Annotated in this window: 38 protein-coding genes and 1 tRNA gene; 27 read left to right on the top strand and 12 right to left on the bottom strand. The window is 58.2% G+C overall.

What is annotated here, in order from left to right:
* Positions 1 to 266 precede the first annotated feature (266 nt).
* The 24 genes from L8H52_RS24640 to L8H52_RS24755 all read left to right on the top strand — a co-directional run bounded on the left by L8H52_RS24640 (position 267) and on the right by L8H52_RS24755 (position 14765).
* Complete coding sequence (locus L8H52_RS24640) at positions 267 to 485, top strand: hypothetical protein (protein ID WP_242209151.1); 219 nt, start codon at positions 267 to 269, stop codon at positions 483 to 485.
* 61 nt (positions 486 to 546) lie between these two features.
* A complete protein-coding gene (locus L8H52_RS24645) occupies positions 547 to 732 on the top strand; it encodes a hypothetical protein (RefSeq protein ID WP_242209150.1) in 186 nt (61 codons plus the stop codon).
* A 66-nt stretch (positions 733 to 798) separates the two neighbouring features.
* Positions 799 to 1014 carry a hypothetical protein gene (locus L8H52_RS24650; protein ID WP_242209149.1) on the top strand — a complete coding sequence of 72 codons (216 nt, stop codon included), beginning with the start codon at positions 799 to 801 and terminating at the stop codon, positions 1012 to 1014.
* Positions 1015 to 1451: 437 nt separating this feature from the next.
* A complete protein-coding gene (locus L8H52_RS24655; protein ID WP_242209148.1) occupies positions 1452 to 2039 on the top strand; it encodes a hypothetical protein in 588 nt (195 codons plus the stop codon).
* A 24-nt stretch (positions 2040 to 2063) separates the two neighbouring features.
* Entirely contained in the window at positions 2064 to 2492 is a 429-nt protein-coding gene (locus tag L8H52_RS24660; protein ID WP_242209147.1) for a hypothetical protein, read from the top strand.
* Positions 2489 to 2704 (top strand): hypothetical protein, encoded by a 216-nt coding sequence (locus L8H52_RS24665; RefSeq protein WP_242209146.1) that lies wholly within the window; start codon positions 2489 to 2491, stop codon positions 2702 to 2704. Before L8H52_RS24660 ends, L8H52_RS24665 begins: the two co-directional genes overlap by 4 nt.
* On the top strand, positions 2701 to 2895 hold the full coding sequence (locus L8H52_RS24670) for a hypothetical protein (RefSeq protein ID WP_242209145.1): 195 nt from the start codon (positions 2701 to 2703) through the stop codon (positions 2893 to 2895). Before L8H52_RS24665 ends, L8H52_RS24670 begins: the two co-directional genes overlap by 4 nt.
* Positions 2896 to 3185: 290 nt before the next feature.
* The gene (gene bet, locus L8H52_RS24675; protein ID WP_242209144.1) at positions 3186 to 3992 is read left to right on the top strand and encodes a phage recombination protein Bet; all 807 of its coding nucleotides are present in this window, start codon (positions 3186 to 3188) and stop codon (positions 3990 to 3992) included.
* Positions 3989 to 5611, top strand: a complete 1623-nt coding sequence (locus L8H52_RS24680) for a YqaJ viral recombinase family protein (RefSeq protein WP_242209143.1) — start codon at positions 3989 to 3991, stop codon at positions 5609 to 5611. The genes bet and L8H52_RS24680 overlap by 4 nt, the downstream gene beginning before the upstream one ends.
* Positions 5608 to 6129, top strand: a complete 522-nt coding sequence (locus L8H52_RS24685; protein WP_242209142.1) for a hypothetical protein — start codon at positions 5608 to 5610, stop codon at positions 6127 to 6129. The genes L8H52_RS24680 and L8H52_RS24685 overlap by 4 nt, the downstream gene beginning before the upstream one ends.
* Before the next feature lie 72 nt (positions 6130 to 6201).
* Positions 6202 to 6513 carry a hypothetical protein gene (locus L8H52_RS24690; RefSeq protein ID WP_242209141.1) on the top strand — a complete coding sequence of 104 codons (312 nt, stop codon included), beginning with the start codon at positions 6202 to 6204 and terminating at the stop codon, positions 6511 to 6513.
* Between the two features lie 56 nt (positions 6514 to 6569).
* Positions 6570 to 7046 carry a hypothetical protein gene (locus L8H52_RS24695; protein ID WP_242209140.1) on the top strand — a complete coding sequence of 159 codons (477 nt, stop codon included), beginning with the start codon at positions 6570 to 6572 and terminating at the stop codon, positions 7044 to 7046.
* Positions 7047 to 7164: 118 nt separating this feature from the next.
* Positions 7165 to 7758, top strand: coding sequence for a DUF1566 domain-containing protein (locus L8H52_RS24700; RefSeq protein ID WP_242209139.1), 594 nt, complete (start codon positions 7165 to 7167; stop codon positions 7756 to 7758).
* 57 nt (positions 7759 to 7815) lie between these two features.
* Positions 7816 to 8169 carry a four helix bundle protein gene (locus tag L8H52_RS24705; protein WP_108183214.1) on the top strand — a complete coding sequence of 118 codons (354 nt, stop codon included), beginning with the start codon at positions 7816 to 7818 and terminating at the stop codon, positions 8167 to 8169.
* 374 nt (positions 8170 to 8543) lie between these two features.
* Positions 8544 to 9539: an RNA-directed DNA polymerase gene (locus L8H52_RS24710; RefSeq protein WP_242209205.1), complete on the top strand. Its 996-nt coding sequence runs from the start codon at positions 8544 to 8546 to the stop codon at positions 9537 to 9539.
* 44 nt (positions 9540 to 9583) lie between these two features.
* Positions 9584 to 10171 (top strand): hypothetical protein, encoded by a 588-nt coding sequence (locus tag L8H52_RS24715; protein ID WP_242209138.1) that lies wholly within the window; start codon positions 9584 to 9586, stop codon positions 10169 to 10171.
* Between the two features lie 16 nt (positions 10172 to 10187).
* Positions 10188 to 10865, top strand: coding sequence for a hypothetical protein (locus L8H52_RS24720; RefSeq protein ID WP_242209137.1), 678 nt, complete (start codon positions 10188 to 10190; stop codon positions 10863 to 10865).
* A 46-nt stretch (positions 10866 to 10911) separates the two neighbouring features.
* Positions 10912 to 11694 (top strand): hypothetical protein, encoded by a 783-nt coding sequence (locus L8H52_RS24725; protein WP_242209136.1) that lies wholly within the window; start codon positions 10912 to 10914, stop codon positions 11692 to 11694.
* A gap of 73 nt (positions 11695 to 11767) precedes the next feature.
* Complete coding sequence (locus tag L8H52_RS24730; protein WP_242209135.1) at positions 11768 to 12142, top strand: hypothetical protein; 375 nt, start codon at positions 11768 to 11770, stop codon at positions 12140 to 12142.
* Between the two features lie 49 nt (positions 12143 to 12191).
* Entirely contained in the window at positions 12192 to 12527 is a 336-nt protein-coding gene (locus L8H52_RS24735) for a hypothetical protein (protein WP_242209134.1), read from the top strand.
* Complete coding sequence (locus L8H52_RS24740; RefSeq protein ID WP_242209133.1) at positions 12524 to 12841, top strand: hypothetical protein; 318 nt, start codon at positions 12524 to 12526, stop codon at positions 12839 to 12841. The genes L8H52_RS24735 and L8H52_RS24740 overlap by 4 nt, the downstream gene beginning before the upstream one ends.
* A 51-nt stretch (positions 12842 to 12892) precedes the next feature.
* Complete coding sequence (locus tag L8H52_RS24745; RefSeq protein WP_242209132.1) at positions 12893 to 13252, top strand: hypothetical protein; 360 nt, start codon at positions 12893 to 12895, stop codon at positions 13250 to 13252.
* A gap of 44 nt (positions 13253 to 13296) precedes the next feature.
* Entirely contained in the window at positions 13297 to 13698 is a 402-nt protein-coding gene (locus tag L8H52_RS30545; RefSeq protein ID WP_224794775.1) for a hypothetical protein, read from the top strand.
* Positions 13584 to 14765, top strand: a complete 1182-nt coding sequence (locus L8H52_RS24755) for a tyrosine-type recombinase/integrase (protein WP_242209204.1) — start codon at positions 13584 to 13586, stop codon at positions 14763 to 14765. The genes L8H52_RS30545 and L8H52_RS24755 overlap by 115 nt, the downstream gene beginning before the upstream one ends.
* 69 nt (positions 14766 to 14834) lie before the next feature.
* Here the strand turns inward: L8H52_RS24755 and L8H52_RS24760 are convergent.
* The 9 genes from L8H52_RS24760 to thrS form a co-directional block, all read right to left on the bottom strand.
* A tRNA-Pro gene (locus tag L8H52_RS24760) sits at positions 14835 to 14911 on the bottom strand.
* Between the two features lie 89 nt (positions 14912 to 15000).
* Positions 15001 to 15357, bottom strand: a complete 357-nt coding sequence (locus L8H52_RS24765) for a MerR family transcriptional regulator (RefSeq protein ID WP_003179985.1) — start codon at positions 15355 to 15357, stop codon at positions 15001 to 15003.
* Positions 15338 to 15640, bottom strand: a complete 303-nt coding sequence (gene ihfA, locus L8H52_RS24770; RefSeq protein WP_002553164.1) for an integration host factor subunit alpha — start codon at positions 15638 to 15640, stop codon at positions 15338 to 15340. The genes L8H52_RS24765 and ihfA overlap by 20 nt, the downstream gene beginning before the upstream one ends.
* Positions 15641 to 15643: 3 nt before the next feature.
* A complete protein-coding gene (pheT, locus tag L8H52_RS24775; RefSeq protein WP_242209131.1) occupies positions 15644 to 18022 on the bottom strand; it encodes a phenylalanine--tRNA ligase subunit beta in 2379 nt (792 codons plus the stop codon).
* A 26-nt stretch (positions 18023 to 18048) separates the two neighbouring features.
* Positions 18049 to 19065: a phenylalanine--tRNA ligase subunit alpha gene (gene pheS / locus L8H52_RS24780; protein ID WP_003226365.1), complete on the bottom strand. Its 1017-nt coding sequence runs from the start codon at positions 19063 to 19065 to the stop codon at positions 18049 to 18051.
* A 109-nt stretch (positions 19066 to 19174) separates the two neighbouring features.
* Positions 19175 to 19531: a 50S ribosomal protein L20 gene (gene rplT, locus L8H52_RS24785; protein WP_007913489.1), complete on the bottom strand. Its 357-nt coding sequence runs from the start codon at positions 19529 to 19531 to the stop codon at positions 19175 to 19177.
* A gap of 28 nt (positions 19532 to 19559) precedes the next feature.
* Positions 19560 to 19754, bottom strand: coding sequence for a 50S ribosomal protein L35 (gene rpmI, locus L8H52_RS24790; RefSeq protein WP_002553160.1), 195 nt, complete (start codon positions 19752 to 19754; stop codon positions 19560 to 19562).
* A gap of 60 nt (positions 19755 to 19814) precedes the next feature.
* On the bottom strand, positions 19815 to 20366 hold the full coding sequence (infC, locus tag L8H52_RS24795) for a translation initiation factor IF-3 (protein WP_170947229.1): 552 nt from the start codon (positions 20364 to 20366) through the stop codon (positions 19815 to 19817).
* Positions 20366 to 22288, bottom strand: coding sequence for a threonine--tRNA ligase (gene thrS / locus L8H52_RS24800; RefSeq protein WP_007913488.1), 1923 nt, complete (start codon positions 22286 to 22288; stop codon positions 20366 to 20368). The genes infC and thrS overlap by 1 nt, the downstream gene beginning before the upstream one ends.
* Positions 22289 to 22659: 371 nt before the next feature.
* On the opposite strand from thrS, the gene L8H52_RS24805 reads away from it, so the two are divergent.
* Both L8H52_RS24805 and L8H52_RS24810 read left to right on the top strand, forming a co-directional pair.
* A complete protein-coding gene (locus L8H52_RS24805; RefSeq protein ID WP_242209130.1) occupies positions 22660 to 22962 on the top strand; it encodes a hypothetical protein in 303 nt (100 codons plus the stop codon).
* A gap of 288 nt (positions 22963 to 23250) precedes the next feature.
* Positions 23251 to 23463, top strand: coding sequence for a cold-shock protein (locus tag L8H52_RS24810; protein ID WP_003179963.1), 213 nt, complete (start codon positions 23251 to 23253; stop codon positions 23461 to 23463).
* A 72-nt stretch (positions 23464 to 23535) separates the two neighbouring features.
* Here the strand turns inward: L8H52_RS24810 and L8H52_RS24815 are convergent, their stop codons facing one another.
* Both L8H52_RS24815 and L8H52_RS24820 read right to left on the bottom strand, forming a co-directional pair.
* Positions 23536 to 23853, bottom strand: a complete 318-nt coding sequence (locus L8H52_RS24815) for an I78 family peptidase inhibitor (RefSeq protein ID WP_242209129.1) — start codon at positions 23851 to 23853, stop codon at positions 23536 to 23538.
* Positions 23854 to 24022: 169 nt separating this feature from the next.
* Complete coding sequence (locus tag L8H52_RS24820; protein WP_242209128.1) at positions 24023 to 24328, bottom strand: hypothetical protein; 306 nt, start codon at positions 24326 to 24328, stop codon at positions 24023 to 24025.
* A 131-nt stretch (positions 24329 to 24459) separates the two neighbouring features.
* Here L8H52_RS24820 and L8H52_RS24825 point away from each other — a divergent pair, with 131 nt between their 5' ends.
* Positions 24460 to 24666: a hypothetical protein gene (locus tag L8H52_RS24825; RefSeq protein ID WP_242209127.1), complete on the top strand. Its 207-nt coding sequence runs from the start codon at positions 24460 to 24462 to the stop codon at positions 24664 to 24666.
* A gap of 33 nt (positions 24667 to 24699) precedes the next feature.
* Here the strand turns inward: L8H52_RS24825 and L8H52_RS24830 are convergent, their stop codons facing one another.
* The gene (locus L8H52_RS24830; protein ID WP_016984942.1) at positions 24700 to 25728 is read right to left on the bottom strand and encodes a nucleoside hydrolase; all 1029 of its coding nucleotides are present in this window, start codon (positions 25726 to 25728) and stop codon (positions 24700 to 24702) included.
* Between the last annotated feature and the right edge of the window lie 10 nt (positions 25729 to 25738).

A 25738-nucleotide genomic window follows, 5' to 3' on the forward strand; every position in this document is an offset into this window, starting at 1 on the left:
AGCGATACCGCAAGACCTTGCCGGATCACCACCGGCCCAGATTCGAAGGCAGCGATGAACCGGCCTCAACGGTTCAGAGGGTTGGCAACTGACCCGGGCGTGCAGCGTAAAGCGCCAAATCCAGTTTTCCGGCGGACAGAGTCGCGGCCGGACAAACAATTTGAGAATCAAGCCGGTGACTGCGCCAGTAGCGGGTCACGGCGGAAAGCATCACTGGAGCGCCTTGGCGACAGGGCGTTCTGGGATGACAACCGGAGGGCAGCACAATGTTCAACATGGCAACTATGGCGGCCGAGGAGTGCCGCGATGAATCATCTTTCCTCGCTTATCGCGACTGGCTGAACAAGGCTGGAAATGTCCTTGGGCATTACGTCGTTGAGGGATCGCAGGAAGAAAGCGACCTGTTCGACCTGTATTCAGATGGCTGCATGCCACGTGAAGCAGCGACTGAGCTTCTTGCGCAACAGGCGACCATCGCGGCATGACGGTCTTTTCACTGATGCACCTGGTGACGGGTGCATTGGGAAAACAACCGAGGGCAACACGATGAACAAGGTCATCCACATCACCCTGCGCGGTGAGCTGCAGGTCTTCGCAGACGCCGACCTGAATGCCTGCATCCGAGAGGCGAACAGGCTCAACGCTGAACGCGGATTCACCAGTGGTGTACGTGTCGTTGAGTGCGAAGACGGCCATCGAATGACGGCGGCTGACTGCAAGGCTGCTGCTTGAAGATTTCACTGGCTGGCCTTGGCGACAGGGCCAGACGGGAAATCAACCGCCCTGGAGGGCAAGACGATGCCAGACCCAAATAGCCCAAACGGCTGCTACCAGCGCCACGGTTATACGGTTGAGCGCACGCTGCGCAAGAGCGGCTTCGGTCATCACCGAGCGATCTACGACCAGAACGGTCAGCAGGTTCTGAATCGCGCTGGATACGGCGTAGAGATTCAGTTTTGCACTGAGCGCGGATTGATGCTGAAAGATGATCAGGTCCCGCTGCAAACCGCGTAGCTGCCATCCACAGCGCTTGAAACGGAATACATGGGCCTGACACGACAGCCTGTCGTTAACTGCCCGATCCTCTCTATGAGAGCGCATCGGGGTGTGATCTGCGTAGCTCAATGGTAGAGCTACCCCCGACCGGAATAGGGCTGGATGCCCATAGGTTGGAACCGTGGTGGTTGCGGGCTTCGAAACCCGTCGTAGATCACACCCCGATGCGGACGAAAATGCGGTCTATAACCGCCCACCTGCATCAAGTCCCGTAGTGCCCAGTAGCACAGGGACTCAAAACCCTGGGCCACGGCCAGCAGAGGCTGGCGCCGGAGACGTAACCGGCATCACTTCCCCGACACCACCCGAATGCACTCCCCTCCGCGCCCAACGGCAACCAGCGGAGCGGATGAGTGCATCCGAGTTTTGTTGGATCAACCACAGAGGTTTCCGTAATGCCGAAGATCATTGATGTGATCAGGACGAAGCAGGGGCAGACGTTTCTGCTGCTAGACGAATTACCCCGCTGCGTTTACGAGCGCACCGGAAACCTTCTGGTATCGAACGACGGCGGCTTTTACGACTTCCTCCAAATTGTGCCGGGGTCGCGCGACGCCTTCGCCGGGCGGGAATTCACGATCCAGCTCACGGATGGGTCAACGCTGGAATGCAGGGGTCAGGTCTGGTCGTGCGGTGCCGATGTTGGCGTGCCAACCGCGCAGGTCGGCGTCGGTACCCTTGAGTCTCTTGCGCGCTGCTACGTCTTCAGCTCGGCCACAGTTGACGTATCGCTGGTAAACGAATGGCTCTCGAAAAACAAGCCGAGCAGCCGGTATTACAAGTACGACAAGCGCGAGACGGTCGAGTACTGGGAAGCCATTTACCGCACCGAAAAATGGGGGAATCGAATTTCTCCAACTCGAGCTCGGAAGCTCCGCAAGCGCGGCGCGACCATCTGGCGCGTAGATGGCAGACCAACTTGGAGCGCCCGCTTCGAGAAGCGCAAAGCTCAAATCCTCGCGGATATCGCAGCAGACTCCTGATCTACCGCCACTCTGGAGGCAACCATGAACGCAGCACTGAAGATTTGTCAGGCCATGCACGACGCGCAGTTGCCTCCGATGGTGAGCGAGAGCGCGCAGGAAGTGGCTCGGGCTGAGTGGCTTTACAACGCCGTCGAGCAGTTGACGCGGTTCGGCTGCGACGTCTCATTCCAGCGCCGCATGCGGCCAGCTCAGGGCGTCACGCTGTCCCAGTTCGCTCTGGCAGTTGATGAGCATGCAAACGGACGGATTGCAGGCTGCGAGATCACCACGGCTTCGCTGGGCTTCTTGCTGATCGCCGCCGAACGAGGTCACGCGGACAAGGTCGCCTCCGCCGAACTGCTCGGCCCCAGCGACCACCCACTGGGCAAGCTCGGCGAAATCGCAGAGGCCCTACTTCGACCCCTTGTCGATGACGCGCTGATCGCCCAGGCCGAGGACAACGAGCTATGAGCAATCAGGTAGCACTGGCCCGGCTGGGCCTTGAGATCGCGAAGATGCGCAAGTCCTGCACACCGGTACCGGATCGCACCTTCGTCATGGGCATGATCGAAATGGCTGAGTTCGCCGAGATCATCGATACCCGCACCGCCAATCGTTATCGCGATGCGCTGGACGCCAAGTTCGTCGAGCGCAACGACTACCTGAAAGGAGTTTCCGCATGACAACCCCGCCGGTGAAAACGTTGGTTGATGAGCAGCTCGACGACATCGAGCGCCGCATCGCGATACTCGGCTTCGGCCTTCCCTTCAATGAGGTGATAGGCCGCACGCGCGAGGATCTGGTCGACAACCTCCCGCAGCGCCTGTCGGTAACCATGAAAGGCGGACGCATCGCCGTGAGGGCTCGACTATGAATCTCGTCTACTGGATTCTCGTTGCGGTTCTGGTAGCCGGTGCAGGAGCCTACGGCGTCGTTCGCGATGGTCAGGGTACGTGCCAGGTGCCGCGCTCCACCACCTACCACGTGTTCCGATGACCAGTCTTCAGCGGGCACGCCGCGTGCTGATCCGGCGCGGATCGTTCTCTGCCATCGGCGTTTTCACCTTCCTGATGCTGCTCAGCGCCCTCGCCGATCGCGTCACTCAATAACCCAAGCATTCAATCGCTGCGCATGTCGCGGCAAGGATTTCCCGTGAGCGCAGTAATGAAGCAGGAAGATCAGTTGCCTGCGATGTCTGAGGCGGCTCTTGTTGAAGTGCTGAGCAGCAGCCTCTATCCCGGCGCAGAGAAGAATTCGGTTGTGATGGTTTTGGCTTATTGCCAGGCCGCACACCTCGACCCAATGTTGAAGCCTGTGCACATCGTGCCTATCTGGAACGCCAAGGCGAAGAAGATGCAGGACACGGTCATGCCTGGCATTGGCCTCTATCGCATTCAAGCGGCGCGAACCGGACAGTACGCAGGGATCAGCGATCCTGAATACGGGCCGCCAATCACCGCAAAGCTGGGCGGCGTGGACGTCACCTATCCAGAGTGGTGCCGGGTGACCGTCAAGCGCCAAATGTCGAACGGCCTCGTTGCCGAGTTCACCGCAAACGAGCGCTGGCTTGAGAACTACGCAACGGCCGGCAAGGACACGATTGCCCCAAACACCATGTGGAAGCGCCGCGCTTTCGCCCAGCTCGCCAAGTGCGCCGAGGCCCAAGCGCTGCGCAAGGCATTCCCTGAGGTCGGATCAGCGCCAACTGCCGACGAGATGGAAGGCAAAACATTCGAAGAGGCGCCGCGTGATGTGAGTCCGCAGCGGCAGCAAGAGTCTGAGCCAGAAGCTCTTCCGCCCTACTCCGATGATCTCCTGAAAGAGAACATCGCCAAATGGCAGCCACTGGTTGATGCCAACCGAACCAGCCCAGAACACCTGATCGCGACCATCAGCAGCAAGTACACGCTGAGCCCGGCGCAGATCGAAAAAATCCAGAACCTGAAAGCCCTCGATGGAGATACAGCATGAAAATTCACAATGTAGCTCAAGGCTCCGCCGAGTGGCATGCACTCCGCGCCAAGCACTTCACTGCCTCTGAAGCGCCCGCAATGATGGGTGCCTCGAAGTACCAGACCCGCACCGATCTGTTGACCATGAAGAAAACCGGCATTACGCCGGAGGTCACTCAGGCGCAGCAGTACATCTTCGACAAAGGCCACGCAACTGAAGCGCTCGCTCGGCCGCTGGTTGAAGTCATGATCGGCGAAGAGTTGTATCCAGTCGTGGGCACCGACGGCAATCTGCTCGCCTCCATGGACGGCGCGACGATGCTGGGCGAGACCCTTTTCGAGCACAAGCTTTGGAACGAATCGTTGGTCGCCCAGGTGAAGGCCGGCGAGCTGGATCCGCACTACTACTGGCAGCTTGAGCAGCAACTGCTGGTGAGTGGCGCCGAGCGCGTGATTTTCGTTTGCTCCGACGGCACTGCCGAAAACTTCGTGCACATGGAATACCGACCTGTCGCCGGCCGCGCCGCGCAGTTGGTTGAAGGCTGGAAACAGTTCGAGGTCGACCTGGCCAACTTCGAAATGGCCGAGGCGCCGTCGATTATCGTCGGCAAGGCCCCGGACGAGCTGCCAGCGCTACGCATCGAACTGACCGGCATGGTCACCGCGAGCAACCTTAAGGTGTTCGAGGATTCGGCTCTCGCTGTCATTGACTCTGTGAAAACCACCCTGCAGACCGACCAAGACTTTGCCGACGCGAAGAAGGCGGTCAAGTGGTGTGGCGATGTCGAAGAAGCCGTTGCGGTAGCGAAGAAGCAAGCGCTCTCCCAAACACAAAGCATTGACGAGCTTTTCTCGTCTCTGGATCGAATCAGCGCACATGCTCGCGAGACGCGCTTGAAGGTCGACAAGCTTGTGAAGGCTCAAGAGCTGCTGGTGAAGACCAACATCAAGCAGAAGGCGGAACAGTCGCTGGCGGATCACGTCGCGGCCATCAATAAAACACTGGGCCGGGTGACGCTGCCAGCGGTTGCTTCAGACTTCGCCGGCGCGATGAAGAACAAGCGCACGATCGCCAGCCTGCAGGACGCCGTCGATACCGAGCTGGCTCGAGCAAAAATCGCCGCGAGCCAGTCAGCAGATGCCATTCGCTTGAATTTGACCAGCTTGGCCGAGCTCGCGCCCGACCATGCATTCTTGTTCAGCGATATTCAGCAACTCGTCCTCAAGGCCAACGATGACCTGGTCGCACTGATCAAGGTGCGAATCTCTGAACACCAAAAGGCTGAGGAGCAAAAAGCCGAAGCGCAGCGCGAGCAGATCCGACAACAGGAGCTGCAACGGATTGAAGCTGAGGCGAAAGCCAAGGCCCCTGCTGAGCCTGCACCAGTCGCTTCCCCGGTATCGGTGAAAGCCGCCGCGCCTGCTCAGTCTGCCTCGAAGCCAGCAACCACAACTTCGGTACCGGTGAGCCTGCAGGCCGAAGTGTTCGATCTGGAGTCGCTGATCAAAGCAGTTGCCTACGGCCAAGCGCCTATCTCGGTGCTGACCGTGAGCTGGGAAAACCTCGACGCACTTGTCGCCGATCAGGGCGGCAAATTCAGCATGGCCGGCGTGAGGCTGGTGAAGGTGGCAGCATGATCAGTAACCACCTCAACGACGTCGAGCGGCGGCGTCAGGACGCAAACGACCTTTCCGCTCAGATTGCCCAGTACTTGGCCGCCGGCGGAAAAATTCATGAGCCGGAACCGGCGCCGATCAAGTTCACCAGCACCTCCGAGCGGAAGCATCCGCCAAGCTTTCAGCGACCGAAGGTGAAGGACGAAACGACCGCTCGCGTTGCGCGAATCCGAGAAATGGCCAAGACGCTGACCCGGAACGAGATCTGTGAGCGGGAAGGAATTGCTCTGGCAACGCTGAAGGCGATCGCTTCCAAGCACGCAATCAAGTTCCAGGTTCGGCAGAAGATCGGCACAGCGCCGAACAAGGCGCCGCCTGATGTGGAAGCGCGATTGGTCGCGGAGATAAAGAACTGCATCGCCGGCGAAATGAATCGGAGCCAGTGCTGCAAGGCTCTGGCGATCAGTTACAACATGCTCGACCGGATCATCCGGGATAACGAGATCGACTTTCCGAAGCTGAAGCCTGCATTTCGATGAAACGAAGACCCCAACAACGCAAACGACAGACCTGGCTGGACTTGCCGGCCAGCGGAATTGAAGAGGTAGGCCATGGCCAAGAGCAATGCAGATCGCTCAGCGAAAGCCGCGGCGAAGAGGAAGGAGCGCGGCGAAGAGGAAATCAGGCTGCACTGCCTGACCGGTACGCGGCAAGCACTTGCTGAGCTGATGGCCTGGAGCGGCATCGAGGAACAGGGTGAGGCAATCACACTGATGATTCACCACCTCCACGGACTTGGCCCGGGCGGCGCCCTTCCTCTGCTCACCCCGCCGCCCCACAAATACGTAATACCTGAAAACGTGTCGCGGAAATTGAAACTCGCTTTTGACCGCGAAGCCCTTCGCATCAACCACGACGAATAACCCCTACCCACGCTGCGCATCCGGTCACGGAGGGCGGCGCATACCCGGAGAAAACCATGACTCAACATGTACAGCAATCCGTATCCGCCGCCGACCTGCCAGAACGCGGTCAACCTCTCGCAGGTGGCACCTTCGTCAATCGCTACTGGCTGAACGGCGAAGAGCGCGCCTTGGTGTTGCTCGACAACGAACTGATCGGCACCTGGGGCAAGTACGGCGACGACGTTGCCGGCGCCAAGAGCCTTAGCGATGGCGCCGCTAATACTCGCGCCATGGCTGAAGCCGGTAGCGATATCGCCGTCAAGGCGCTGGAACTGCGTGCGCACATCCCCTCCTACCTCGAAGGCGCTCTGATGATGGCGGCGAAGGCCGAAGGTTTGGTCACCCTGCGCGAAGATCGCTGGCACTGGCTGAGCTCGCAGTTCTCCGCCTACAACGCCTACAGCATGGACTTTGAAGGTGGCTGGCTCAGCAGCAACGGCAAGGGCGTTGAGCGCGTTGCGCGCCCGGTCCGCAGCCTTCCTATTCAGTAATTCATTCCTTCATTGCTTTTATGCAGGCGATTCCCGGGAGCGTCAGGACGATGCTCAGACCAGAAGCTTGCCGGGTAGCGCCGGCAGCCTGCGCCCAATTCGCTCACAGGAGCATCCAATGCAAACGAATCAACTGACCACCTACACCCGTGGCGACCTGATGATCAGCAGCCCAGATGAATCGGTGGTGCTCAAGCTGGCTTCTCTGGCGATCGGCGTCGTACCGGCCTCCGCCGCAAGCGACATCCCTGCGGTAGGTGAAATCTGGCCGGGTGAAGGCGGTGTGAATGGCGGGCTTTTCCCTGGCGACGGCAAGCCCTACTACCTGATCGTGCCGACCGGTGCGGATGCGGAAGGCGAGTTTGAATGGGGTGGCTACGGTAACGAACTCAACGGCGCCAAGAGTGCCTGGGATGGTCGATCCAATACGGACGACCTTATCGCTGCCGATGACTCCTACCCCGCCGCCCAGTTCTGTGCCGCCTTCGAGCGCGAAGGCCACAAGGACTTCCATCTGATGTCCCGTCGCGAGGCTTCGTTTCTGGAGATCACGCTCGGCGACAAGGACGTGTTCAGTAAGCGCTATCACTGGACCAGTTCGCAGTTCTCCGCCGACAACGCCTACTTCATGGACTTTGAAGATGGCTGGCTCTACGGCTTCGACAAGGGCTTTGAGCGCGTTGCGCGCCCGGTCCGCAGACGATTTATTTAGTCATTCAATCCTTCATTCATGGGCGCGATAGCGCCCTCGCTTTTCAAGGAGGCCAGGATGGCCCTTCATATGGATCTGGAGATCCACAAGGTTGCAGAAGAACTGCTCGGCATGTCGCTCGATCTGGTGCGCAACATCCCACGCGACCTTAAGCAGGTCGTCGGAGCAAAGATTCGAGACGAGTGCCTGCAAGTTTTGGTGCTGATCGGTCGGGCCAACATGTCGAGAGACAAGCTGCCCCACCTGAACCTCCTCCTGGAAAGCATTTGGATGCTGAATTACTTGCTGCGTGCGCTCACCAATAAAGCGCTGATCAGCAAGGGGCAGCACGCAAAAGCAATGAAGTTAACGGCCTCTGTAGGCCGACAGGCGAATGCCTGGAAGAAGTCCGCAACCGCGCCCGCTGCGTGAGGGCTAAGGCTCTCGCGTCTGTGCGCAAAATCTGGTCGAGCCGCTGACCTCCGGGTCACCGCCATGCACACAAAAGATACCGCCGGTCTAAAGCGTCCGCGTAGGTCTTGTGCAGTTTCCTTGCTGATCGGTTACGCCTTCGGCAAGGCGATGTAGATAGCTCGATAGGTCGCAGTTCTCCGCCAACAACGCCTACAACATGGACTTTGAAGATGGCTGGCTCAACAACAACGACAAGAACATTGAGCGCGTTGCGCGCCCGGTCCGCAGATTTAAGCGTTGCACCCTTCCAGTTCGAGGATCTCGTCCAAGCGTATTACGACTGTCGCCGGAACAAGCGGAACACCGCGAGCGCCCGGCACTTCGAGAAGGACATGGAGATCAACTTGCTGGAGCTCCACGACGACCTGATTGCCGGCACTTACCGGCCAGGCCGTTCCATCTGTTTCGTGGTAACCCGACCGAAAGCCCGCGAGGTTTGGGCAGCAGCGTTTCGGGACCGCGTCGTCCACTACCTGATGTACAACCATGTGGCACCGCGCTTCTACGCCAGCTTCATAGCGGACAGTTGCGCATGCATCCCAGGGCGCGGCACGCTCTACGCTGCCAAACGCCTTGAATCGAAGATCCGCAGCGCCAGCCAAAATTGGTCGAAGCAGATCTTCTACCTCAAGTGCGACTTGGCGAACTTCTTCGTTGCGATCGATAAGCAGGTGCTGCGCCAGCAACTGGCGAAGAAAATCACCGAACCCTGGTGGTTGGCATTGGCCGAAACGATCCTGATGCACGACCCGCGCGAAGACTATGTGCTGCGCAGCCCACCGCATCTGTTTAATCGAGTGCCACAGCACAAGCGCCTGACAGCGCAGCCAGCGCACCTCGGCTTGCCGATCGGCAACCTGTCATCGCAGTTCTTCGCGAACGTGTACCTCGATGCGCTCGATCAGTTCGCAAAGCACCGGCTCGGCGCCACGCACTACATCCGCTACGTCGATGACTTCGTGTTTCTTCATGAATCGCCGCAGCAGTTGAATCAGTGGCGCGAGCAGGTCGAAGCGTTCCTGCCGAGACTCGGCGCCAAACTGAACCCCAAGAAGACCATTCTTCAACCGGTGGATCGAGGCGTTGACTTCGTCGGGCACGTCATTAAGCCTTGGCGCAGGACAACACGAAAGCGGTCGACGGCCCAGGCACTCAAGAGAATCGCCGCGGCGCCGGCTGAGGATCTGCGCGAGACAGCCAACAGCTACTTCGGCCTGCTTGGCCAAGCCAGCCACAGTCAGAAGGATCGGGCCGCCATCGCTCGCGTGGTTCTGCTGCGAGGCAACAGCGTCAACGCGGCACTGACCAAAACATTCAAGAAGTCGTAACCACCCTCCACCGCCCGGGCATGCCCCGGCATAGGACGCCATCCATGCTGAACATCTTCTGGCGAATCATCGCCAAGGTACTCGCGCGCCCGGTCATCGCCGAATGGCTCGTCGCCCGCGCCAAGCTCACCCCGTACCAGCACATCATGTCCGCCGACGGCACCGAGATGTACATGGGCCGCTGGTGGCTGTTCAACCCGTACAGCCGGGAGACGCACAAGGCGGCTCTGTGGTGGTGCCCTTGGTCGCTCCGGATACACCACATCATGCGGCCGGATGAAGACCGGGACCTTCATAGCCACCCATGGAACGCCAGGACGATCATCCTGCGCGGCTGGTACACGGAGCAGCGGCAGGCCAGTGACGAATTAAAAAGGGCAACCATTGCGGAATTGGCGCCGGGCCCGGAATCAAGCTTCTCCGACTGGCTCGCCAGCAACGCCACCGAGTTCATCAAGCGCGACCAGGGCGACACCGCCACCCTCAACCACGGCGAATACCACCGCATCGATCAGGTATCACGCAGCGGCGTCATCACCCTCTTCATCACCAGCAAGTGGCGCGGTGACTGGGGATTCCTCGTAAACGGCGTGAAGGTGCCTTGGCGCACCTACACCGGTACCGACAACTGATCGACAAGGAGGCTGTATGAGCTGGACAAACGAAATGAGCGACAAAGCCATCTATGCGGTGATGGATCGCTGCGGGATGCTCCAGAACATGACCTTGCGCGGCGAGCTGGATCAGTTGGTGAACGCAGTAAGCCAAGCGTTTCGACCGACTTGGGGCGGGCCGGACGATCCGGACGTATTGAAGCGGAAGATTGAAGAGTTGCAGCAGCGCCTGAACGCAGCCGATCAGCGGATTGATGAGCTGGAGGCGCTGTTGCTCCGATCCAACGAGCTTTTCTATGCGATCCAGGGCGACCCGGGCGCGGTGCCGTCTTCGGCGATTGATGCAATGCGCGGCGAAGTTTTTACAGCGCTCAAGCCATCAGCCGGTTCGACCTACAAGCCCGGTCTCTACGCCGTGCGGCACATCGACAACTGGGACGGTGAGCGCGATGTAGTGCTGACGTTCGCCATGCTGAACGCCGACGGCAAATGGACTGACAAAGAAACCGGCGAGCCTCTGCTGACGTACAACGGGGACAAGGTTCTCCGGGCGTGGCCGCTTGACTGCTCCGACGCGCCTGACACCCAGATTATCGGCGTGCCGCGCAACTGGCTGGAAGACTGGGCGCTCGAACTAGTCGCAGCCGCGCAGGACGGCGGCCAGATGTCGAACCAAGTCGAACACCTCCTCGAAATTCACGCCAAACCATAACTCCCTCCCCCTTCAAAGTCAGCCGCTATAGCGGCAAGGACGAAAAATGCCTATCGAGAAAATCGAAAAGGAGGCGGACCTCTGCGCGCTATTCATCCAGGAGTTCAACGAAATGCCTGGATGGACGTGCTACCCCGAGGCCGCCGGCTTCGACGTGCTGGTTGTGCACGAAGACGGCCGGCAGATCGGCGTCGAGGCGAAGATGCAGCTAAACGCCAAGGTGGCTGACCAGATCCTGCCCTGTCGCGGCGATGAGCTTTACGGGCGCGCCGGGCCGGATTACCGGCTGGTGATCGTGAGCAAAATCACCGACGCCAGCAAAGGAATCGTGAAGATGCTGGAACACCTCGGCGTGAGGGTTCTCGTACCGCGGTCGAGCTGGACGCGCCACGGTGACGCTTTCACCTTCAGCCTTGCTCATTCCCTTCTGGAGGTCAGCAATCACCAACCGTTTTATGACTGGTACATGTTCGACTGGAATCCGCCAGAGCGCTGCCAGGTGCCAGTGCTGGTGACGAACCTGCCCGCCGGCGTGCCTGCACCCGTGCGCCTGACGCCGTGGAAAGAGTCGGCGTTGAAGGTGCTGGCTCAGCTTCGGCGCCAAGGCTTCATCACCGCCAAACAGATCGCCAGCCACGGCATCGGCGTCACCGCGTGGACGCAGGCGCCGGGGAGCAAGCCGGCATGGCTGGCCAAGGGCGCCGTGCGCGGCACCTGGATCGAAACCGAGCACATGCCGGCTTTCGATAAGCAGCACCCGGATGTGTACGCCCTGGCAGTCGAAACCCTTGCCGCTACAGCGCCAGCAGAACTGGAGCTATCGCCATGATCACCAAGTGCGTAATCGGCTGCACCCTCTTCTTCTGGCTTCCATTGGTACTGACCATAAAGGCGGTGATCGGATGAGCAAGCGAGCGGTTCACCTTTATCCGTGGGACGGTGGCACCGAGGCCGACCAGGATCCGCCCGAAGACGTTTACTGCGGCACAGACGGCGTCATGACCGACGACCAGCTCACCAATTACTGGCAGTACGTCACCTGCAAGCGCTGTCTGAGGATTCGGGAAAAAGAACTGGCGGCGCGGGCGGCGGACGACCGAGACCAGAAGGTCAAGCTGTTCGACGAGGCTCAAGCCATCACGATCACGCTCGGTCACCGGAATATCTCAACAGCCCTCAAGGCTTTGATCAGAGAACGCGACCAGCTCAAGGCTGAGCGCGACAACCTGCGCGAAGACCGCGACGGCCTACTTGAAGCAGGAGCGCACCTACTATGATCTTCGCCCCGCTCTACATGGCCTACCTCATCTACAAGGGGCCGTGGCGATGAACAAACACAACACCAAAGAGTTTTATTCTCCTGAGCAGGCCTCTCAGCATGCCGCAGACTGGTGCAAGCGCAACCCAGCATGGCGCCGGATCTGCGATATCCCTGATTCCGATGCCCTTTATAAAACCTACGATGAGATTCCGAAACGCGAACGGGCCTACTGGGATCAGAACGGCGGCGAAGAATGTTGGCGAGAGGCTGGGATCGCGAAGTGCAAGGTCGCTACCGGTTTCATCTCCGGAAAAGGCGAGTTTTTCGACCACGTGCTCAAAGTGCCCCTGCATCACAACCTGATGATGGTGTTTCGTGTAGGCAGGCACTGGAAACCATGAGTCGCATGGTCAGCGTTCCCACCGAGGAACTGACCGGCCCGGCGCTGGACTGGGCAATCAACGCGATCGAGGGTGGCCAGCAGCCCGTCGCGGGTCAGCTGGATCTCTTTGCTTTGCCCGACGCCGAGCAACTGATCACGAAGTACGGCGTCTGGGTCGATGTTGGCCACCGGCACCCTTGGCTGGCCGACATGACCAACGACCCGTTCAACCGCCAGCCCGGCGAAACCCGAACCGTCGCAGTGTTCCGCGCCGTGGTCTTCGCCAAGCGCGGTGCCACAGTCAAAGTCCCCGCCGAACTCATCCAGCAGTAACCCCTCCCGTAACTCAACAGCCTGCCGGTGTACGGCGGGCGAGGATTCGTTATGTCCGATTTCCAAACCGAAACCACGCCCACCGCGCGCAAGCGGCACGAGTGCGGCGAGTGCTACGGCCTGATTGAGCCGGGCCAGAAATACCAGCTTGTGTCTGGCTGCTGGGATGGGCGCATGGATTCCTGCAAAACCTGCATGCCCTGCCTCGAAGCGCGCGTCTGGGCGATCGCTCAGCCCGAGTGGATGGGTGATGGCGAGCACCTCTACTACTTCGGCCGGCTCGACGAGGACTTGGCCGACTTGGCTCAAGAAATCAGGTCGCAAGATGGCCGGCGGTTCCGGACTTATCGACTGCAACTGCTCATGGCTCGACGCAGAAACGCAGCTCAGGCACGTCGCCAAGCCGCATAACTCATCACCACCTTCTGCCGCCACGCGCGGCATGGAGCATCACCATGTCAAATCGAAGCGCGGCCCAGGTCGCGCCCATCCTCCCGCGCTTCATTCGCGCCGGCGAGGCATACGGCTATCTCGGTATGTGCCGGGACGAATTCAACAAAACGGTGCGCCCGAACGTCCGCGAATTCCCGATCGGGAAACAGGGCATCGGGTTCGACCGGATTGAGCTTGACCAGTGGGCTGACGCCTACATCGAGTCCATGGCAATTGAAAAAGCCGCCAATCAGGACAACAATCAGCCCCGCAGTGGGCGCCAAGGAGCAAGTAAATGGCGCGAAAAACAATCTCCGGCCTCTACGAGAGGAACGGAATTTGGCACATCGACAAAGTCGTCAGAGGTCAGCGACTTCAGGAAAGCACTGGATCAAGCGAAAGGCAGGAAGCGGAGCAGTACCTGATCCACCGCCTGGAAAAGCTCAGGCAGGAAAAGGTTTACGGAGTGCGCGAGGTGCGAACCTGGCGGGAGGCTTCCACCAGATTTCTGGTGGAGTTCAAGGATCAAGCCTCGATTGCCCTGTCTGCGTCTCACATCGAACAGCTCGACCCGTACATTGGCGACCTGCCAATCACGCATATAGATGACGGCACTCTGGCCGCCTTCAAGCGAGATCGGCAGAAGCCAACAAAAACAGCGAATGGGAAAGTAAAGCCAGGCGTATCGAACAGGACGGTGAACATCGCTCTGCAGCGAGTAGTACGGATCTTGAACCTGTGCCACAGGAAGTGGCGAGACGCAGAGAAACGGCCATGGCTGGATAGCGTGCCGATGATCTCGATGCTGGAGGAAAAGAGGTCGAGCCGGAAGCCCTACCCGTTGTCATGGGAAGAGCAGTCGATGTTGTTCGCTGAGATCCCGGATCACCTGCTGAGGATGGCACTCTACAAAGTGAACTCGGGAAGCCGGGAACAGGAAGTCTGCAAACTTCAGTGGGATTGGGAGATACGGGTGCCGGAATTGGGAACGAGCGTGTTCCTGATCCCATCAGAATTTGGTGGGAGGCACGAAAAGGCGGGAGTTAAAAATAGGGATGAGAGGTTGGTGGTGCTGAATCGGGTTGCGATGTCGATTATCGACGGCCAGCGCGGTCTGCACACAAAGTACGTGTTCCCTTATGGGCAGCCGGACGAGTACGGGCCAACCGCGATGCACCGCATGAACGACACGGCATGGAAGAGTGCCAGGATCAGGGCGGCGGCGAAATGGGAGAAGGAACACAAGTCGCCAGCACACCCTGGGTTCCGGTCGATCAGGGTTCACGATCTGAAGCACACCTTTGGCAGAAGGCTTCGTGCAGCGAACGTGACAGAGGAAGATCGAAAGGCATTACTTGGGCACAAGAACGGCAGCATTACGAGCCACTATTCTACCGCAGAGCTTGAGCATTTGATTGAGGCGGCAAACAAAGTGTCGGCAACCGATTCTCGAGGACCGGCTCTGACCATCTTGAGGAGAAAAACGGGATGAACCCCCGCAAAAGTCCCTACGCATGAAAAAGCCCAACTCGCTAAAGTTGGGCTAAGTCATTGAATTATATGGTCGGGACGGAGTGATTCGAACACTCGACCCCTAGCACCCCATGCTAGTGCGCTACCGGACTGCGCTACGCCCCGACTGGTCTTGCAACTCGTTCTTCACCTCGAAGAACGCTCAAGAATATAGCGCAAGCGTTTGAAAACTGGAAGTATTCAAACGCTGCTTTTTATTTCTTGAGAACCACCAGTACGTCTTCCAGTTCGGCAATCATCTGCCGAATCATCTGCTTGTACTGGGTCGTGTCGTCTTTGGCCTCATCACCGGACAAACGCAAGCGTGCGCCGCCGATGGTGAAACCCTGATCGTAAAGGAGCGCGCGGATCTGCCGGATCATCAGCACATCCTGGCGCTGATAATACCGGCGGTTTCCGCGGCGTTTGACGGGGTTGAGCTGAGGAAACTCCTGCTCCCAGTAGCGCAGCACGTGTGGCTTTACGGCACACAGCTCGCTGACTTCACCGATGGTGAAGTAGCGTTTGCCCGGGATGACGGGTAGTTCGTCGTTATGACTTGGTTCCAGCATAAGCCTCAACTCGGGCCTTCAACTTCTGCCCTGGACGAAAGGTGACCACACGGCGAGCCGTGATCGGGATTTCTTCCCCCGTTTTCGGGTTGCGGCCAGGCCGCTGGCGTTTGTCCCGAAGATCGAAATTGCCGAAACCGGACAATTTGACCTGCTCGTTGTCTTCAAGAGCGTGCCTGATTTCCTCGAAAAACAGTTCGACCAATTCCTTGGCTTCCCGCTTGTTCAGGCCCAGCTCTTCATACAGACGTTCCGCCATCTCAGCTTTCGTCAAAGCCCCCATACGTCACTTCCTTAACGTGGCGTTCAACCTTTGTTCGAGCGAGGTGAGGATATTTTGCGTCGTCGAATTCACCTCATCGTCATTAAGAGTGCGCGATGGATGCTGCCAGGTCAAGCCAACTGCAAGGCTTTTTCTATCAGGATCAATGCCTTTACCCTGATACACGTCAAACAGCCTGAGATCTGTGAGCCATTCGCCTGCATTTTCTCGGATTACGTCCAGTACGGCCGCGGACGCGACGTCTTTGTGCGCAATCAGTGCAAGGTCACGACGCACTTCAGGAAAGCGCGACAACTCGTGGAATTTCGGCATTTTACCGAGTGCCACTTCCGCCAGAACCAGCTCGAAAACGAAGACTGGACGGTCCAGACCCAAGGCTTTCGACAATTCCGGGTGAATGGCGCCGATGAAGCCGACTTCACGCCCTTCGCGCTCGATGCGCGCGGTTTGACCCGGGTGCAACGCCGGGTGTTTGCCCGGTGCGAAGGTGAACGAATCCAGTGCACCGGCGAAGCCGAGTACTGCTTCCACATCAGCTTTGACGTCGAAGAAGTCTACGGTGTCGCGACCCTGCGCCCAACCTTCCGGCAGACGGCTACCGCAAACCACACCGGACAGCATCGGCTCTTGCTTCAGACCTTCCAGCTGACCAACGAAGCGCAGACCGCTTTCGAACAGACGCACGCGATCCTGCTGACGGTTGAGGTTGTGCAGCAGCGCCTTGACCAGACCCGGCCACAGCGACGAGCGCATGGCAGCCATGTCGTTGGAGATCGGATTGGCCAGCAACAGCGGCTCGACGCCCGGGTTGAACAGTTCGAACTGGCGTGGATCGATGAAGCTGTAGGTGATCGCTTCCTGATAACCACGCGCCACCAGCAGGCGACGCAGTTCCGGCAGATCGCTACGCGCTTCAGCTTTGGCTTGTGGCGCCAGACGCGCTTGCGGGTAACGAACAGGCAGACGGTTGTAGCCGTACAGACGGGCCAACTCTTCGATCAGATCGACTTCCAGGCTGATGTCGAAGCGATGGCTTGGCACTTCTACGCGCCACTGGCCTTCACCGTCGGCAGCAATGCCAAGACCCAGGCCGCTGAGCAGACGCTCGACTTGGGCGGAATCCATTTCCATACCGAGCATCTGAGTGATGCGCTGGGAACGCAACGTGATAGGCGCGATCGACGGCAGATGCTGTTCGCTGACGGTCTCGATGATCGGGCCGGCTTCGCCGCCAGTGATTTCCAGCAGCAGGCCAGTGGCGCGCTCCATGGCTTCACGGGCCAGTTGCCAGTCGACGCCACGCTCGTAGCGGTGCGAAGCGTCGGTGTGCAGGCCGTAGGAACGAGCCTTGCCCGCCACAGCGATCTGGTCGAAGAACGCACTCTCCAGGAATACGTCGCGAGTGGTCGCGGACACACCGCTGTGCTCGCCACCCATGACACCGGCAATCGCCAGCGCGCGGGTGTGGTCGGCGATGACCAGCGTATCGCTACGCAGGCTGACTTCCTGACCGTCGAGCAGCACAAGTTTCTCGCCCTCTTCCGCCATGCGTACACGGATGCCGCCGTTGATTTCGGCGAGATCGAACGCGTGCAGCGGCTGGCCCAGTTCGAGCATCACATAGTTGGTGATGTCGACGGCAGCGTCGATGCTGCGCACGTCGGCGCGACGCAGACGCTCAACCATCCACAGCGGCGTTGGCCTGGACAGATCAACGTTACGGATAACCCGGCCCAGGTAACGTGGGCACGCGGCAGGCGCCAGCACTTCTACCGAACGCACTTCGTCGTGCACGGCAGGAATGGTCATGACCACCGGACGGGTGACCGGCGCGTCGTACAGCGCGCCGACTTCACGGGCCAGACCGGCCAGAGACAGGCAGTCGCCGCGGTTCGGAGTCAGGTCGACCTCGATGCTGGCGTCTTCCAGCTCCAGGTACACACGGAAGTCTTCGCCCACCGGCGCATCGGCCGGCAGCTCCATCAGACCGTCGTTGCCTTCACCAACCTGCAACTCGGCTTGCGAGCAGAGCATGCCGTTGGACTCAACGCCGCGCAGCTTGGCTTTCTTGATCTTGAAGTCGCCCGGCAGTTCGGCACCGATCATGGCGAACGGAATCTTCAGGCCCGGACGCACGTTTGGCGCTCCGCACACGACCTGGAAGGTTTCCGCGCCATTGCTGACCTGGCAAACGCGCAACTTGTCGGCATCAGGGTGTTGCTCGGTGCTCAGCACCTCGCCCACCACAACACCACTGAAAACACCGGCGGCCGGGGTCACGCTATCGACCTCCAGGCCAGCCATCGACAGACGAGCAACCAGCTCGTCGCGATTTACCTGCGGGCTAACCCAGCCACGCAGCCATTGTTCACTGAATTTCATCCTGCTCTCCTAAGAATTCGTTACGACTAGCGAAATTGCGCGAGGAACCGCAAGTCGTTGTCGAAGAACAGACGCAAGTCGTTCACGCCGTAACGGAGCATGGCCAGACGCTCGACGCCCATACCGAAAGCAAAACCGGAGAACTCTTCCGGATCGATGCCGGACATGCGCAGCACGTTCGGGTGAACCATGCCGCAGCCCATCACTTCCAGCCAGCCGGTCTGCTTGCAGACGCGGCAGCCTTTACCGCTGCACATCACGCATTCCATATCGACTTCAGCGGATGGCTCGGTGAACGGGAAGTACGAAGGACGGAAACGTACGGCCAGCTCTTTCTCGAAGAACACCCGCAGGAATTCTTCGATGGTGCCTTTGAGATCGGCAAAATTGATGTCGCGATCAACCAGCAGGCCTTCGACCTGGTGGAACATCGGCGAGTGGGTGATATCGGAGTCGCTGCGATACACGCGGCCTGGGCAGACGATGCGGATCGGCGGCTGCTTCGATTCCATGGTGCGGACCTGAACCGGCGAGGTATGGGTGCGCAGCAACATGTTGGCGTTGAAATAGAAGGTGTCATGCATCGACCGGGCCGGGTGGTGGCCTGGGATGTTGAGCGCTTCAAAGTTGTGATAGTCGTCTTCGACCTCAGGGCCTTCGGCGATGCCGTAGCCAATGCGGGTGAAGAACTGTTCTACGCGTTCCAGAGTCCGGGTCACCGGATGCAGACCACCGGAGGTCTGACCACGGCCCGGCAACGTCACGTCAATGGATTCGGCGGACAGTTTGGCAGCCAGTTCGGCTTCTTCAAACAGAGCCATGCGCGCATTGAGAACGCCTGTGACACGTTCCTTGGCAACGTTGATCAGGGCGCCGACTTGCGGACGCTCTTCTGCCGGCAAATTCCCCAGGGTCTTCATCACCTGAGTCAATTCACCTTTTTTGCCAAGGTATTGAACCCGGATTTGCTCCAGGGCATTGATATCTTCAGCGCTTTGCACAGCCTCTAGTGCTTGAGAGACCAGCGCATCCAGGTTTTCCATGTACAGACTCCAGATACAAAATAGGGGAAGAGCTTGAAGGCTCTTCCCCTATTTAAGACGTTTACCACCTGGCCCCACGGAAGCGAGGCCGGGTGATTGTCGGGGGTACTTAAGCCAAGGTGGCTTTAGCTTTCTCGACAATCGCAGCAAACACCGCTTTTTCGTTCACTGCCAGATCAGCCAGAACCTTACGGTCGATCTCGATGGACGCTTTTTTCAGGCCAGCGATGAAACGGCTGTAGGACAGACCGTTAACACGAGCACCAGCGTTGATACGAGCGATCCACAGAGCGCGGAACTGACGTTTTTTCTGACGACGGTCACGGTAGGCGTATTGGCCTGCCTTGATTACCGCTTGCTTGGCAACACGGAATACGCGGGAGCGTGCGCCGTAGTAGCCTTTAGCAAGTTTCAGAATTTTTTTGTGACGCTTACGGGCAATGACGCCACGCTTTACACGAGCCATGAGTTACTTCCTCTATTCTTGACTAAAATTAACGAAGGCGCAGCATGCGCTCGACTTTTGCCACGTCAGACGGATGCAGCAAGCTGCTACCGCGCAGTTGACGCTTACGCTTGGTCGACATTTTAGTCAGGATGTGGCTCTTGAAAGCGTGCTTGTGCTTGATACCGTTAGCAGTTTTCAGAAACCGCTTAGCAGCACCACTTTTGGTTTTCATTTTTGGCATGTTCGGATACTCCGCATTCAGTTGATAAACATAATCAGAAGGCCTGCCGTGCCCTGTTGATTACTTCTTCTTTTTCGGGGCGATGACCATGATCAGCTGGCGTCCTTCCATCTTAGGATGCTGTTCGACCGAACCGTACTCGAGCAGGTCAGCTTCAACCCGCTTGAGGAGTTCCATCCCCAGCTCCTGGTGGGCCATCTCACGGCCGCGGAATCGCAAGGATACCTTGGCCCTGTCCCCATCACTCAGGAAACGTACCAGGTTGCGCAGTTTTACCTGGTAATCCCCTTCCTCCGTCCCTGGACGAAATTTGATTTCTTTAACCTGAATCTGCTTCTGGTTTTTCTTGGCTGCGGCAACCTGTTTCTTCTTCTCGAAGATCGATTTGCCGTAGTCCATCAGTTTGCAAACAGGGGGTACTGCATCGGCGGAAATTTCCACCAAATCCAGTTTGGCCTCTTCAGCCTTAAGAAGCGCGTCTTCAATTGACACAATCCCAAGCTGTTCACCTTCAGCCCCAATTAACCGAACCTCGCGTGCCGAGATATTCTCGTTGATCGGGGCTTTCGGTGCAGCTCGTTTATCTTGTCTCATTTCACGCTTAATAATAATTACTCCGAATCTGGGCGACCACGCCGGGAAACCGCTTGCGCGAGAAACTCAGCGAACTGGGCGACGGGCATCGAGCCCAGGTCAGCACCTTCACGAGTACGCACAGCGACAGTCTGCATCTCGACTTCCTTATCTCCGATTACCAAGAGATAGGGAACCTTGAGCAAAGTATGCTCGCGGATTTTAAAGCCGATCTTTTCATTTCTCAAGTCGGACTTGGCACGAAATCCGCTTTCGTTGAGAGTTTTTTCAACTTCTGCAACAAAATCTGCCTGTTTATCAGTGATATTCATGATCACCGCCTGCGTTGGCGCGAGCCATGCAGGGAACGCACCTTCGTAGTGCTCGATCAGAATCCCGACGAATCGCTCGAAGGAACCGAGGATCGCACGGTGCAACATCACCGGGTGTTTGCGGCTGTTGTCTTCAGAGACGTATTCAGCGCCCAAACGGACAGGCAGGTTAAAATCGAGCTGCAGAGTACCACATTGCCAGACCCGACCAAGGCAGTCTTTCAGCGAGAACTCGATCTTCGGACCGTAGAACGCACCCTCACCCGGCTGCAGATCGTACGGCAGGCCCGCAGAATCAAGGGCTGCAGCCAATGCGGCCTCAGCGCGATCCCACAGTTCGTCGGAACCGACGCGCTTTTCCGGACGAGTGGACAGTTTCATCTCGACATCGGTGAAGCCGAAGTCACGATAAACGTCCATGGTCAGCTTGATGAACGCGGCGGATTCGGCCTGCATCTGCTCTTCTGTGCAGAAGATGTGGGCGTCGTCCTGAGTGAACGCACGTACGCGCATGATGCCGTGCAGCGCACCCGACGGCTCGTTACGGTGGCAGGCACCGAATTCGGCCAGACGCATCGGCAGCTCGCGGTAGCTCTTCAGGCCCTGGTTGAACACCTGCACGTGGCACGGGCAGTTCATCGGCTTGATCGCGTAGTCGCGGTTTTCCGACTGAGTGGTGAACATGTTGTCGGCGTAGTTGGCCCAGTGCCCGGATTTCTCCCACAGGCTACGGTCAACGACTTGAGGGGTTTTGATCTCAAGGTAGCCGTTGTCGCGCTGGATCTTGCGCATGTACTGCTCGAGTACCTGGTACAGAGTCCAGCCGTTCGGGTGCCAGAACACCATACCCGGGGATTCTTCCTGGGTGTGGAACAGGCCCAGACGCTTGCCGATCTTGCGGTGATCGCGCTTTTCCGCTTCTTCGATGCGCTGGATGTAAGCCGCCAGCTGCTTCTTGTCTGCCCAAGCGGTGCCATAAACGCGCTGCAATTGCTCGTTCTTGGCGTCGCCACGCCAGTAGGCGCCCGACAGTTTGGTCAGCTTGAAGGATTTCAGGAAGCGTGTATTCGGCACGTGCGGGCCGCGGCACATGTCAACGTATTCTTCGTGGTAGTACAGGCCCATGGCCTGTTCGTTCGGCATGTCCTCGACCAGGCGCAGCTTGTAGTCTTCGCCACGGGCCTTGAACACTTCGATCACTTCGGCGCGCGGAGTGACTTTCTTGATGACGTCGTAATCTTTTTCGATCAGCTGCTGCATGCGCTGTTCGATAGCGGCCATGTCGTCCGGAGTAAAAGGACGTTCGAAGGCGATGTCGTAATAGAAGCCTTCGTCGATGACCGGGCCGATGACCATTTTCGCAGTCGGGTACAGCTGCTTGACCGCATGGCCCACCAGGTGAGCGCAAGAGTGGCGAATGATCTCCAGCCCCTCTTCATCCTTGGGCGTGATGATTTGCAGGGTCGCGTCGCTGCTGATGATGTCGCTGGCGTCGACCAGTTGCCCATTGACCTTGCCGGCCAGGGTGGCTTTGGCCAGACCCGCACCAATGGATGCGGCGACCTCGGCTACGGAAACCGGGTGATCGAATGAACGTTGACTGCCGTCGGGAAGAGTAATAGTTGGCATGGCGCCTCCTCTCCTAGTGGTGACCCCTACCAAAGGTCACGTGGGTTGGGATGAGCCAGTACAAGATCCGATCCAGGCCATTCAATGACGAACGCCTGCCTTACAGCGGCAGGAGCCTTGCGGCCAACCGGAAAACCGAACCAGAGTGACTGGGATTCAAATCGAAATATTCGCACGCTGACCGCTGCCGGGACTGAAGGTCATCCGGAGCTTGAGAACGCTTGAGCCCGGCATCCTAGCACAGATGAGCGGTCACCTACGCCTCTGTTTGATCAGAAGGCAAATCGTCTGTTTTTATGCCAGAGTGCTGAACTTGATGGCCCCTTCAGCCCTCAGATAACAAGACATTGACCCACAAGGAGCATCCTCGCATGCGTCTGAATACCCTGTTCGCCGTAGTCGCCCCCATCGTTATGCTGCTGCCGCTGAGCGCCCACGCCGATTGGCCGAAGGGCGAGCGCGAGAAGTACATGGCGCAGTGCACGCAGGCGGCGACTCCGCAAATTGGCGCTGCGGCGGCCAAATCGCACTGCGCTTGTGGCGCAGATGCCATCAAGTCTTATCCTGCCGCTGACATTCAGGCGCTGATGGACAACAAGGCCACACCTGAACTGCAGCAGAAAGCGCTGGGCCAGATTGCCAAATGCAAGGCAAATGTACCGGCCAAAAAGTGATAAAAAAACCGTTCTGACTCGGCTCAGCGCCCGAAAAAAGGGCTGAATTTGAGCCTTTTCAGAGGATTTATGCAGGTTTTACAGGTTTTTTTATTGTCTTTACGTTGCGCGCAAAGCCTTTTAAACCGGGGCTTTCAGCGAAAAAAGGCAGTAAAGAAAACACGACTGATTGGCAAACAGCACGTCCGGGGGGCTCCCAAAGCGAACATTTCGACTATGATACCCGGGTGTGCCCAGTTGGCCTGAGCAGCACAGTACTGAAAAATATATGTTTCTTGGAGATACACCATGTCTAATCGCCAAACCGGCACCGTTAAGTGGTTCAACGATGAAAAAGGCTTCGGCTTCATCACTCCTCAAGGTGGCGGTGACGACCTGTTCGTACACTTCAAAGCTATCGAAAGCGACGGTTTCAAAAGCCTGAAAGAAGGCCAGACCGTTTCCTTCGTGGCTGAGAAAGGCCAAAAGGGTATGCAAGCTGCACAGGTTCGCCCAGAGTAATTTCTCGGCGCACTAAAAAAACCCCGTCCATGTGACGGGGTTTTTTATGCCTGCAACAAAAGCCTTGGCTAATCAGCCGCAGTTGACGCGTGTGATCACCAGGTTGTTGTCAGTGTTCAGATTCAGGCGATCGGAGCGGTACTCGAGCGTGATCATGTCGTTCGGCTTGAGGAAGCGGGCATTTTGCGCACCAGCCTTGGCACGCGCCTGCTCCAGCAACTCTGGCGAAGCTTTCTTGCCGATGGCGAACTCCGCCGCCGATGCTTCACAGCGGCTATGACCGGCTTCGGTTGCCACAGATTCCTTTGCCGACTCGCTGGAGGTCGTGCTGCAACCGGCCAACATCACAGCGGCCATAAGTGCACCCAGTGTCGCGAACTTCAAAGGCATGAAGCCTCCTTGTTTTCAAAATGGTTAAGCTGAGATCGTGCGACCGCCGTTCCGGCATTTGGTTTCACAGCCAAGGCCATCACCCTGCCCCACGACCGGAAAAACGCCGAGTTTGCCTGAGCGGCACGTGCCGCCTCATCAATCAATCGTGACTGAATATTAACGGCGCTCAATAAACGTCGATGTAGTCATACGGCGGATTCGGCCAGTTGTCCTTCAGTGCATTGAAAATCTGCATCACCCACACCTCGTCGCTGGCCGCGACATTGCCGACGTACCCCGACCCCTTGGCCCAGGTTTCCAGGCGAAACAACAGATCATCGATATCCTGCCCTCCGGTGATGCCCGAAGAAATATAAGCGATACCGCCCTTGGTCACGCGCACCTGCGTGTGCTCATCATCACTGGCCGACGCGAGCAATTGACGCACGGCTTCGAGTGTGAGGCCGTCAGGGGTGTTCAAATCGATCTGCACAAGACGATCCTTGGAAAGCTTTAAAAGACCAAGTGTCGCATAGCGATCCGTTCATGCCTAAGTCGCAGTGCCAAACGCCCGACAAAATGGTTAACTCGAATCTCAGACTTTCCGACTTTTCGAGCGCTCCCATGACCACCATCAGCATCGACGCCGACATCAAAGCCAAATGGGCAGACGGCCACAGCTCCTACAGCCCGGGAACCACAGAAGAACTGGCGCTGATTGGTATCGATCTATTGGTCAAGGAACTCGGCACGGAAGCAGCCAAGCAATTTATCCAGCAGATTTTCGAGCGCTACCCGACCGAACAGGACGAACCCACTGAGAGAGTGTAAAAACCCGCAGGCTGGCACCTGCGGGCGAATGATTTACTTCAGGCGCTTCAGGCGCTCGGTCAGCAAGTCAAAGAAGCCCTGCGCGTCGCCGTTTTCCACCCAGAAGGCGTTTTTCGGCGCCTTCAGGCCGTCGTACCAATCGACAATGGTCTGACCGAAAGTCGGCCCTTCACGGCTATCCACCACGACATTCACCGAACGACCGGTGAACAGCTCCGGCTTGAGCAAATAGGCCACAACGGTAGCGTCATGCACCGGGCCACCCGGAATACCGTAGTGCTCCATGTCGCCTTTGATGTACTCGTTGAGAATGTCACCGACAATCTTGCTCGCATTGTTGTTCAGCGCAGCGATCTGCTTCAGGCGCGCATCACTGGTGAGGATCTTGTGGGTCACGTCCAGCGGCAGATAAGTCAGCTTCACGCCGCTTTTCAGCACAACTTCAGCCGCTTGCGGATCTGCAAACAGGTTGAATTCGGCCACAGGGGTGATATTGCCGCCGTTGAAGTGCGCACCACCCATGATCACCACTTCCTTGATGCCCTGAACAATTTCAGGTTCCTGGATCAGCGCCAGTGCCAGGTTGGTCTGTGGACCGAGCATGGCGATAGTGATGCTGTGCGGCTTGGCTTTTTTCAGGGTGTCGATCAGATAGTTGACCGCATTGCCCTCAGCCAGACCTTTTTTCGGCTCATGTACGGTGACACCCGACAGGCCTTCCTTGCCATGGATGTTCTCGGCGTAGATCGGCGTGCGCATCAGCGGCTTTGGCGCACCCGCATAAACCGGTACGTCTTCGCGCCCTGCCCACTCGCGAGCCAGGCGCGCGTTACGCGAAGTCTTGTCGAGGCGCACGTTGCCGGCCACGGTGGTCAGCGCGCGAATGTTCAGTTCATCCGGCGAGGCCAGCGCGAACAACAGGGCGACCACATCGTCGGCTCCTGGATCGGTATCGATGATCAGGTCGATTTTTTCCGCCGCTTGAGCGCCGGTCGCAGTGATTACGGACAAAAGCAATAAACCCCGGATGAGTTGATGCAGTTTCTGAGCATAGCGTTGCATGGCGCATTCC

Origin of the sequence: Pseudomonas sp. CROZ-RG-20F-R04-15, from assembly GCF_022662375.1 — a bacterium.
Taxonomy (GTDB): domain Bacteria; phylum Pseudomonadota; class Gammaproteobacteria; order Pseudomonadales; family Pseudomonadaceae; genus Aquipseudomonas.

Excerpts from the sequence above, each read along its gene's own strand:
- L8H52_RS24640 (WP_242209151.1), top strand. The coding sequence starts at position 267 with ATGTTCAACATGGCAACTATGGCGGCCGAGGAGTGCCGCGATGAATCA.
- L8H52_RS24645 (WP_242209150.1), top strand. The coding sequence starts at position 547 with ATGAACAAGGTCATCCACATCACCCTGCGCGGTGAGCTGCAGGTCTTC.
- L8H52_RS24650 (WP_242209149.1), top strand. The coding sequence starts at position 799 with ATGCCAGACCCAAATAGCCCAAACGGCTGCTACCAGCGCCACGGTTAT.
- L8H52_RS24655 (WP_242209148.1), top strand. The coding sequence starts at position 1,452 with ATGCCGAAGATCATTGATGTGATCAGGACGAAGCAGGGGCAGACGTTT.
- L8H52_RS24660 (WP_242209147.1), top strand. The coding sequence starts at position 2,064 with ATGAACGCAGCACTGAAGATTTGTCAGGCCATGCACGACGCGCAGTTG.
- L8H52_RS24665 (WP_242209146.1), top strand. The coding sequence starts at position 2,489 with ATGAGCAATCAGGTAGCACTGGCCCGGCTGGGCCTTGAGATCGCGAAG.
- L8H52_RS24670 (WP_242209145.1), top strand. The coding sequence starts at position 2,701 with ATGACAACCCCGCCGGTGAAAACGTTGGTTGATGAGCAGCTCGACGAC.
- bet (WP_242209144.1), top strand. The coding sequence starts at position 3,186 with ATGAAGCAGGAAGATCAGTTGCCTGCGATGTCTGAGGCGGCTCTTGTT.
- L8H52_RS24680 (WP_242209143.1), top strand. The coding sequence starts at position 3,989 with ATGAAAATTCACAATGTAGCTCAAGGCTCCGCCGAGTGGCATGCACTC.
- L8H52_RS24685 (WP_242209142.1), top strand. The coding sequence starts at position 5,608 with ATGATCAGTAACCACCTCAACGACGTCGAGCGGCGGCGTCAGGACGCA.
- L8H52_RS24690 (WP_242209141.1), top strand. The coding sequence starts at position 6,202 with ATGGCCAAGAGCAATGCAGATCGCTCAGCGAAAGCCGCGGCGAAGAGG.
- L8H52_RS24695 (WP_242209140.1), top strand. The coding sequence starts at position 6,570 with ATGACTCAACATGTACAGCAATCCGTATCCGCCGCCGACCTGCCAGAA.
- L8H52_RS24700 (WP_242209139.1), top strand. The coding sequence starts at position 7,165 with ATGCAAACGAATCAACTGACCACCTACACCCGTGGCGACCTGATGATC.
- L8H52_RS24705 (WP_108183214.1), top strand. The coding sequence starts at position 7,816 with ATGGCCCTTCATATGGATCTGGAGATCCACAAGGTTGCAGAAGAACTG.
- L8H52_RS24710 (WP_242209205.1), top strand. The coding sequence starts at position 8,544 with ATGGAGATCAACTTGCTGGAGCTCCACGACGACCTGATTGCCGGCACT.
- L8H52_RS24715 (WP_242209138.1), top strand. The coding sequence starts at position 9,584 with ATGCTGAACATCTTCTGGCGAATCATCGCCAAGGTACTCGCGCGCCCG.
- L8H52_RS24720 (WP_242209137.1), top strand. The coding sequence starts at position 10,188 with ATGAGCTGGACAAACGAAATGAGCGACAAAGCCATCTATGCGGTGATG.
- L8H52_RS24725 (WP_242209136.1), top strand. The coding sequence starts at position 10,912 with ATGCCTATCGAGAAAATCGAAAAGGAGGCGGACCTCTGCGCGCTATTC.
- L8H52_RS24730 (WP_242209135.1), top strand. The coding sequence starts at position 11,768 with ATGAGCAAGCGAGCGGTTCACCTTTATCCGTGGGACGGTGGCACCGAG.
- L8H52_RS24735 (WP_242209134.1), top strand. The coding sequence starts at position 12,192 with ATGAACAAACACAACACCAAAGAGTTTTATTCTCCTGAGCAGGCCTCT.
- L8H52_RS24740 (WP_242209133.1), top strand. The coding sequence starts at position 12,524 with ATGAGTCGCATGGTCAGCGTTCCCACCGAGGAACTGACCGGCCCGGCG.
- L8H52_RS24745 (WP_242209132.1), top strand. The coding sequence starts at position 12,893 with ATGTCCGATTTCCAAACCGAAACCACGCCCACCGCGCGCAAGCGGCAC.
- L8H52_RS30545 (WP_224794775.1), top strand. The coding sequence starts at position 13,297 with ATGTCAAATCGAAGCGCGGCCCAGGTCGCGCCCATCCTCCCGCGCTTC.
- L8H52_RS24765 (WP_003179985.1), bottom strand. The coding sequence starts at position 15,357 with ATGCTGGAACCAAGTCATAACGACGAACTACCCGTCATCCCGGGCAAA.
- ihfA (WP_002553164.1), bottom strand. The coding sequence starts at position 15,640 with ATGGGGGCTTTGACGAAAGCTGAGATGGCGGAACGTCTGTATGAAGAG.
- pheT (WP_242209131.1), bottom strand. The coding sequence starts at position 18,022 with ATGAAATTCAGTGAACAATGGCTGCGTGGCTGGGTTAGCCCGCAGGTA.
- pheS (WP_003226365.1), bottom strand. The coding sequence starts at position 19,065 with ATGGAAAACCTGGATGCGCTGGTCTCTCAAGCACTAGAGGCTGTGCAA.
- rplT (WP_007913489.1), bottom strand. The coding sequence starts at position 19,531 with ATGGCTCGTGTAAAGCGTGGCGTCATTGCCCGTAAGCGTCACAAAAAA.
- rpmI (WP_002553160.1), bottom strand. The coding sequence starts at position 19,754 with ATGCCAAAAATGAAAACCAAAAGTGGTGCTGCTAAGCGGTTTCTGAAA.
- thrS (WP_007913488.1), bottom strand. The coding sequence starts at position 22,288 with ATGCCAACTATTACTCTTCCCGACGGCAGTCAACGTTCATTCGATCAC.
- L8H52_RS24805 (WP_242209130.1), top strand. The coding sequence starts at position 22,660 with ATGCGTCTGAATACCCTGTTCGCCGTAGTCGCCCCCATCGTTATGCTG.
- L8H52_RS24810 (WP_003179963.1), top strand. The coding sequence starts at position 23,251 with ATGTCTAATCGCCAAACCGGCACCGTTAAGTGGTTCAACGATGAAAAA.
- L8H52_RS24815 (WP_242209129.1), bottom strand. The coding sequence starts at position 23,853 with ATGCCTTTGAAGTTCGCGACACTGGGTGCACTTATGGCCGCTGTGATG.
- L8H52_RS24825 (WP_242209127.1), top strand. The coding sequence starts at position 24,460 with ATGACCACCATCAGCATCGACGCCGACATCAAAGCCAAATGGGCAGAC.
- L8H52_RS24830 (WP_016984942.1), bottom strand. The coding sequence starts at position 25,728 with ATGCAACGCTATGCTCAGAAACTGCATCAACTCATCCGGGGTTTATTG.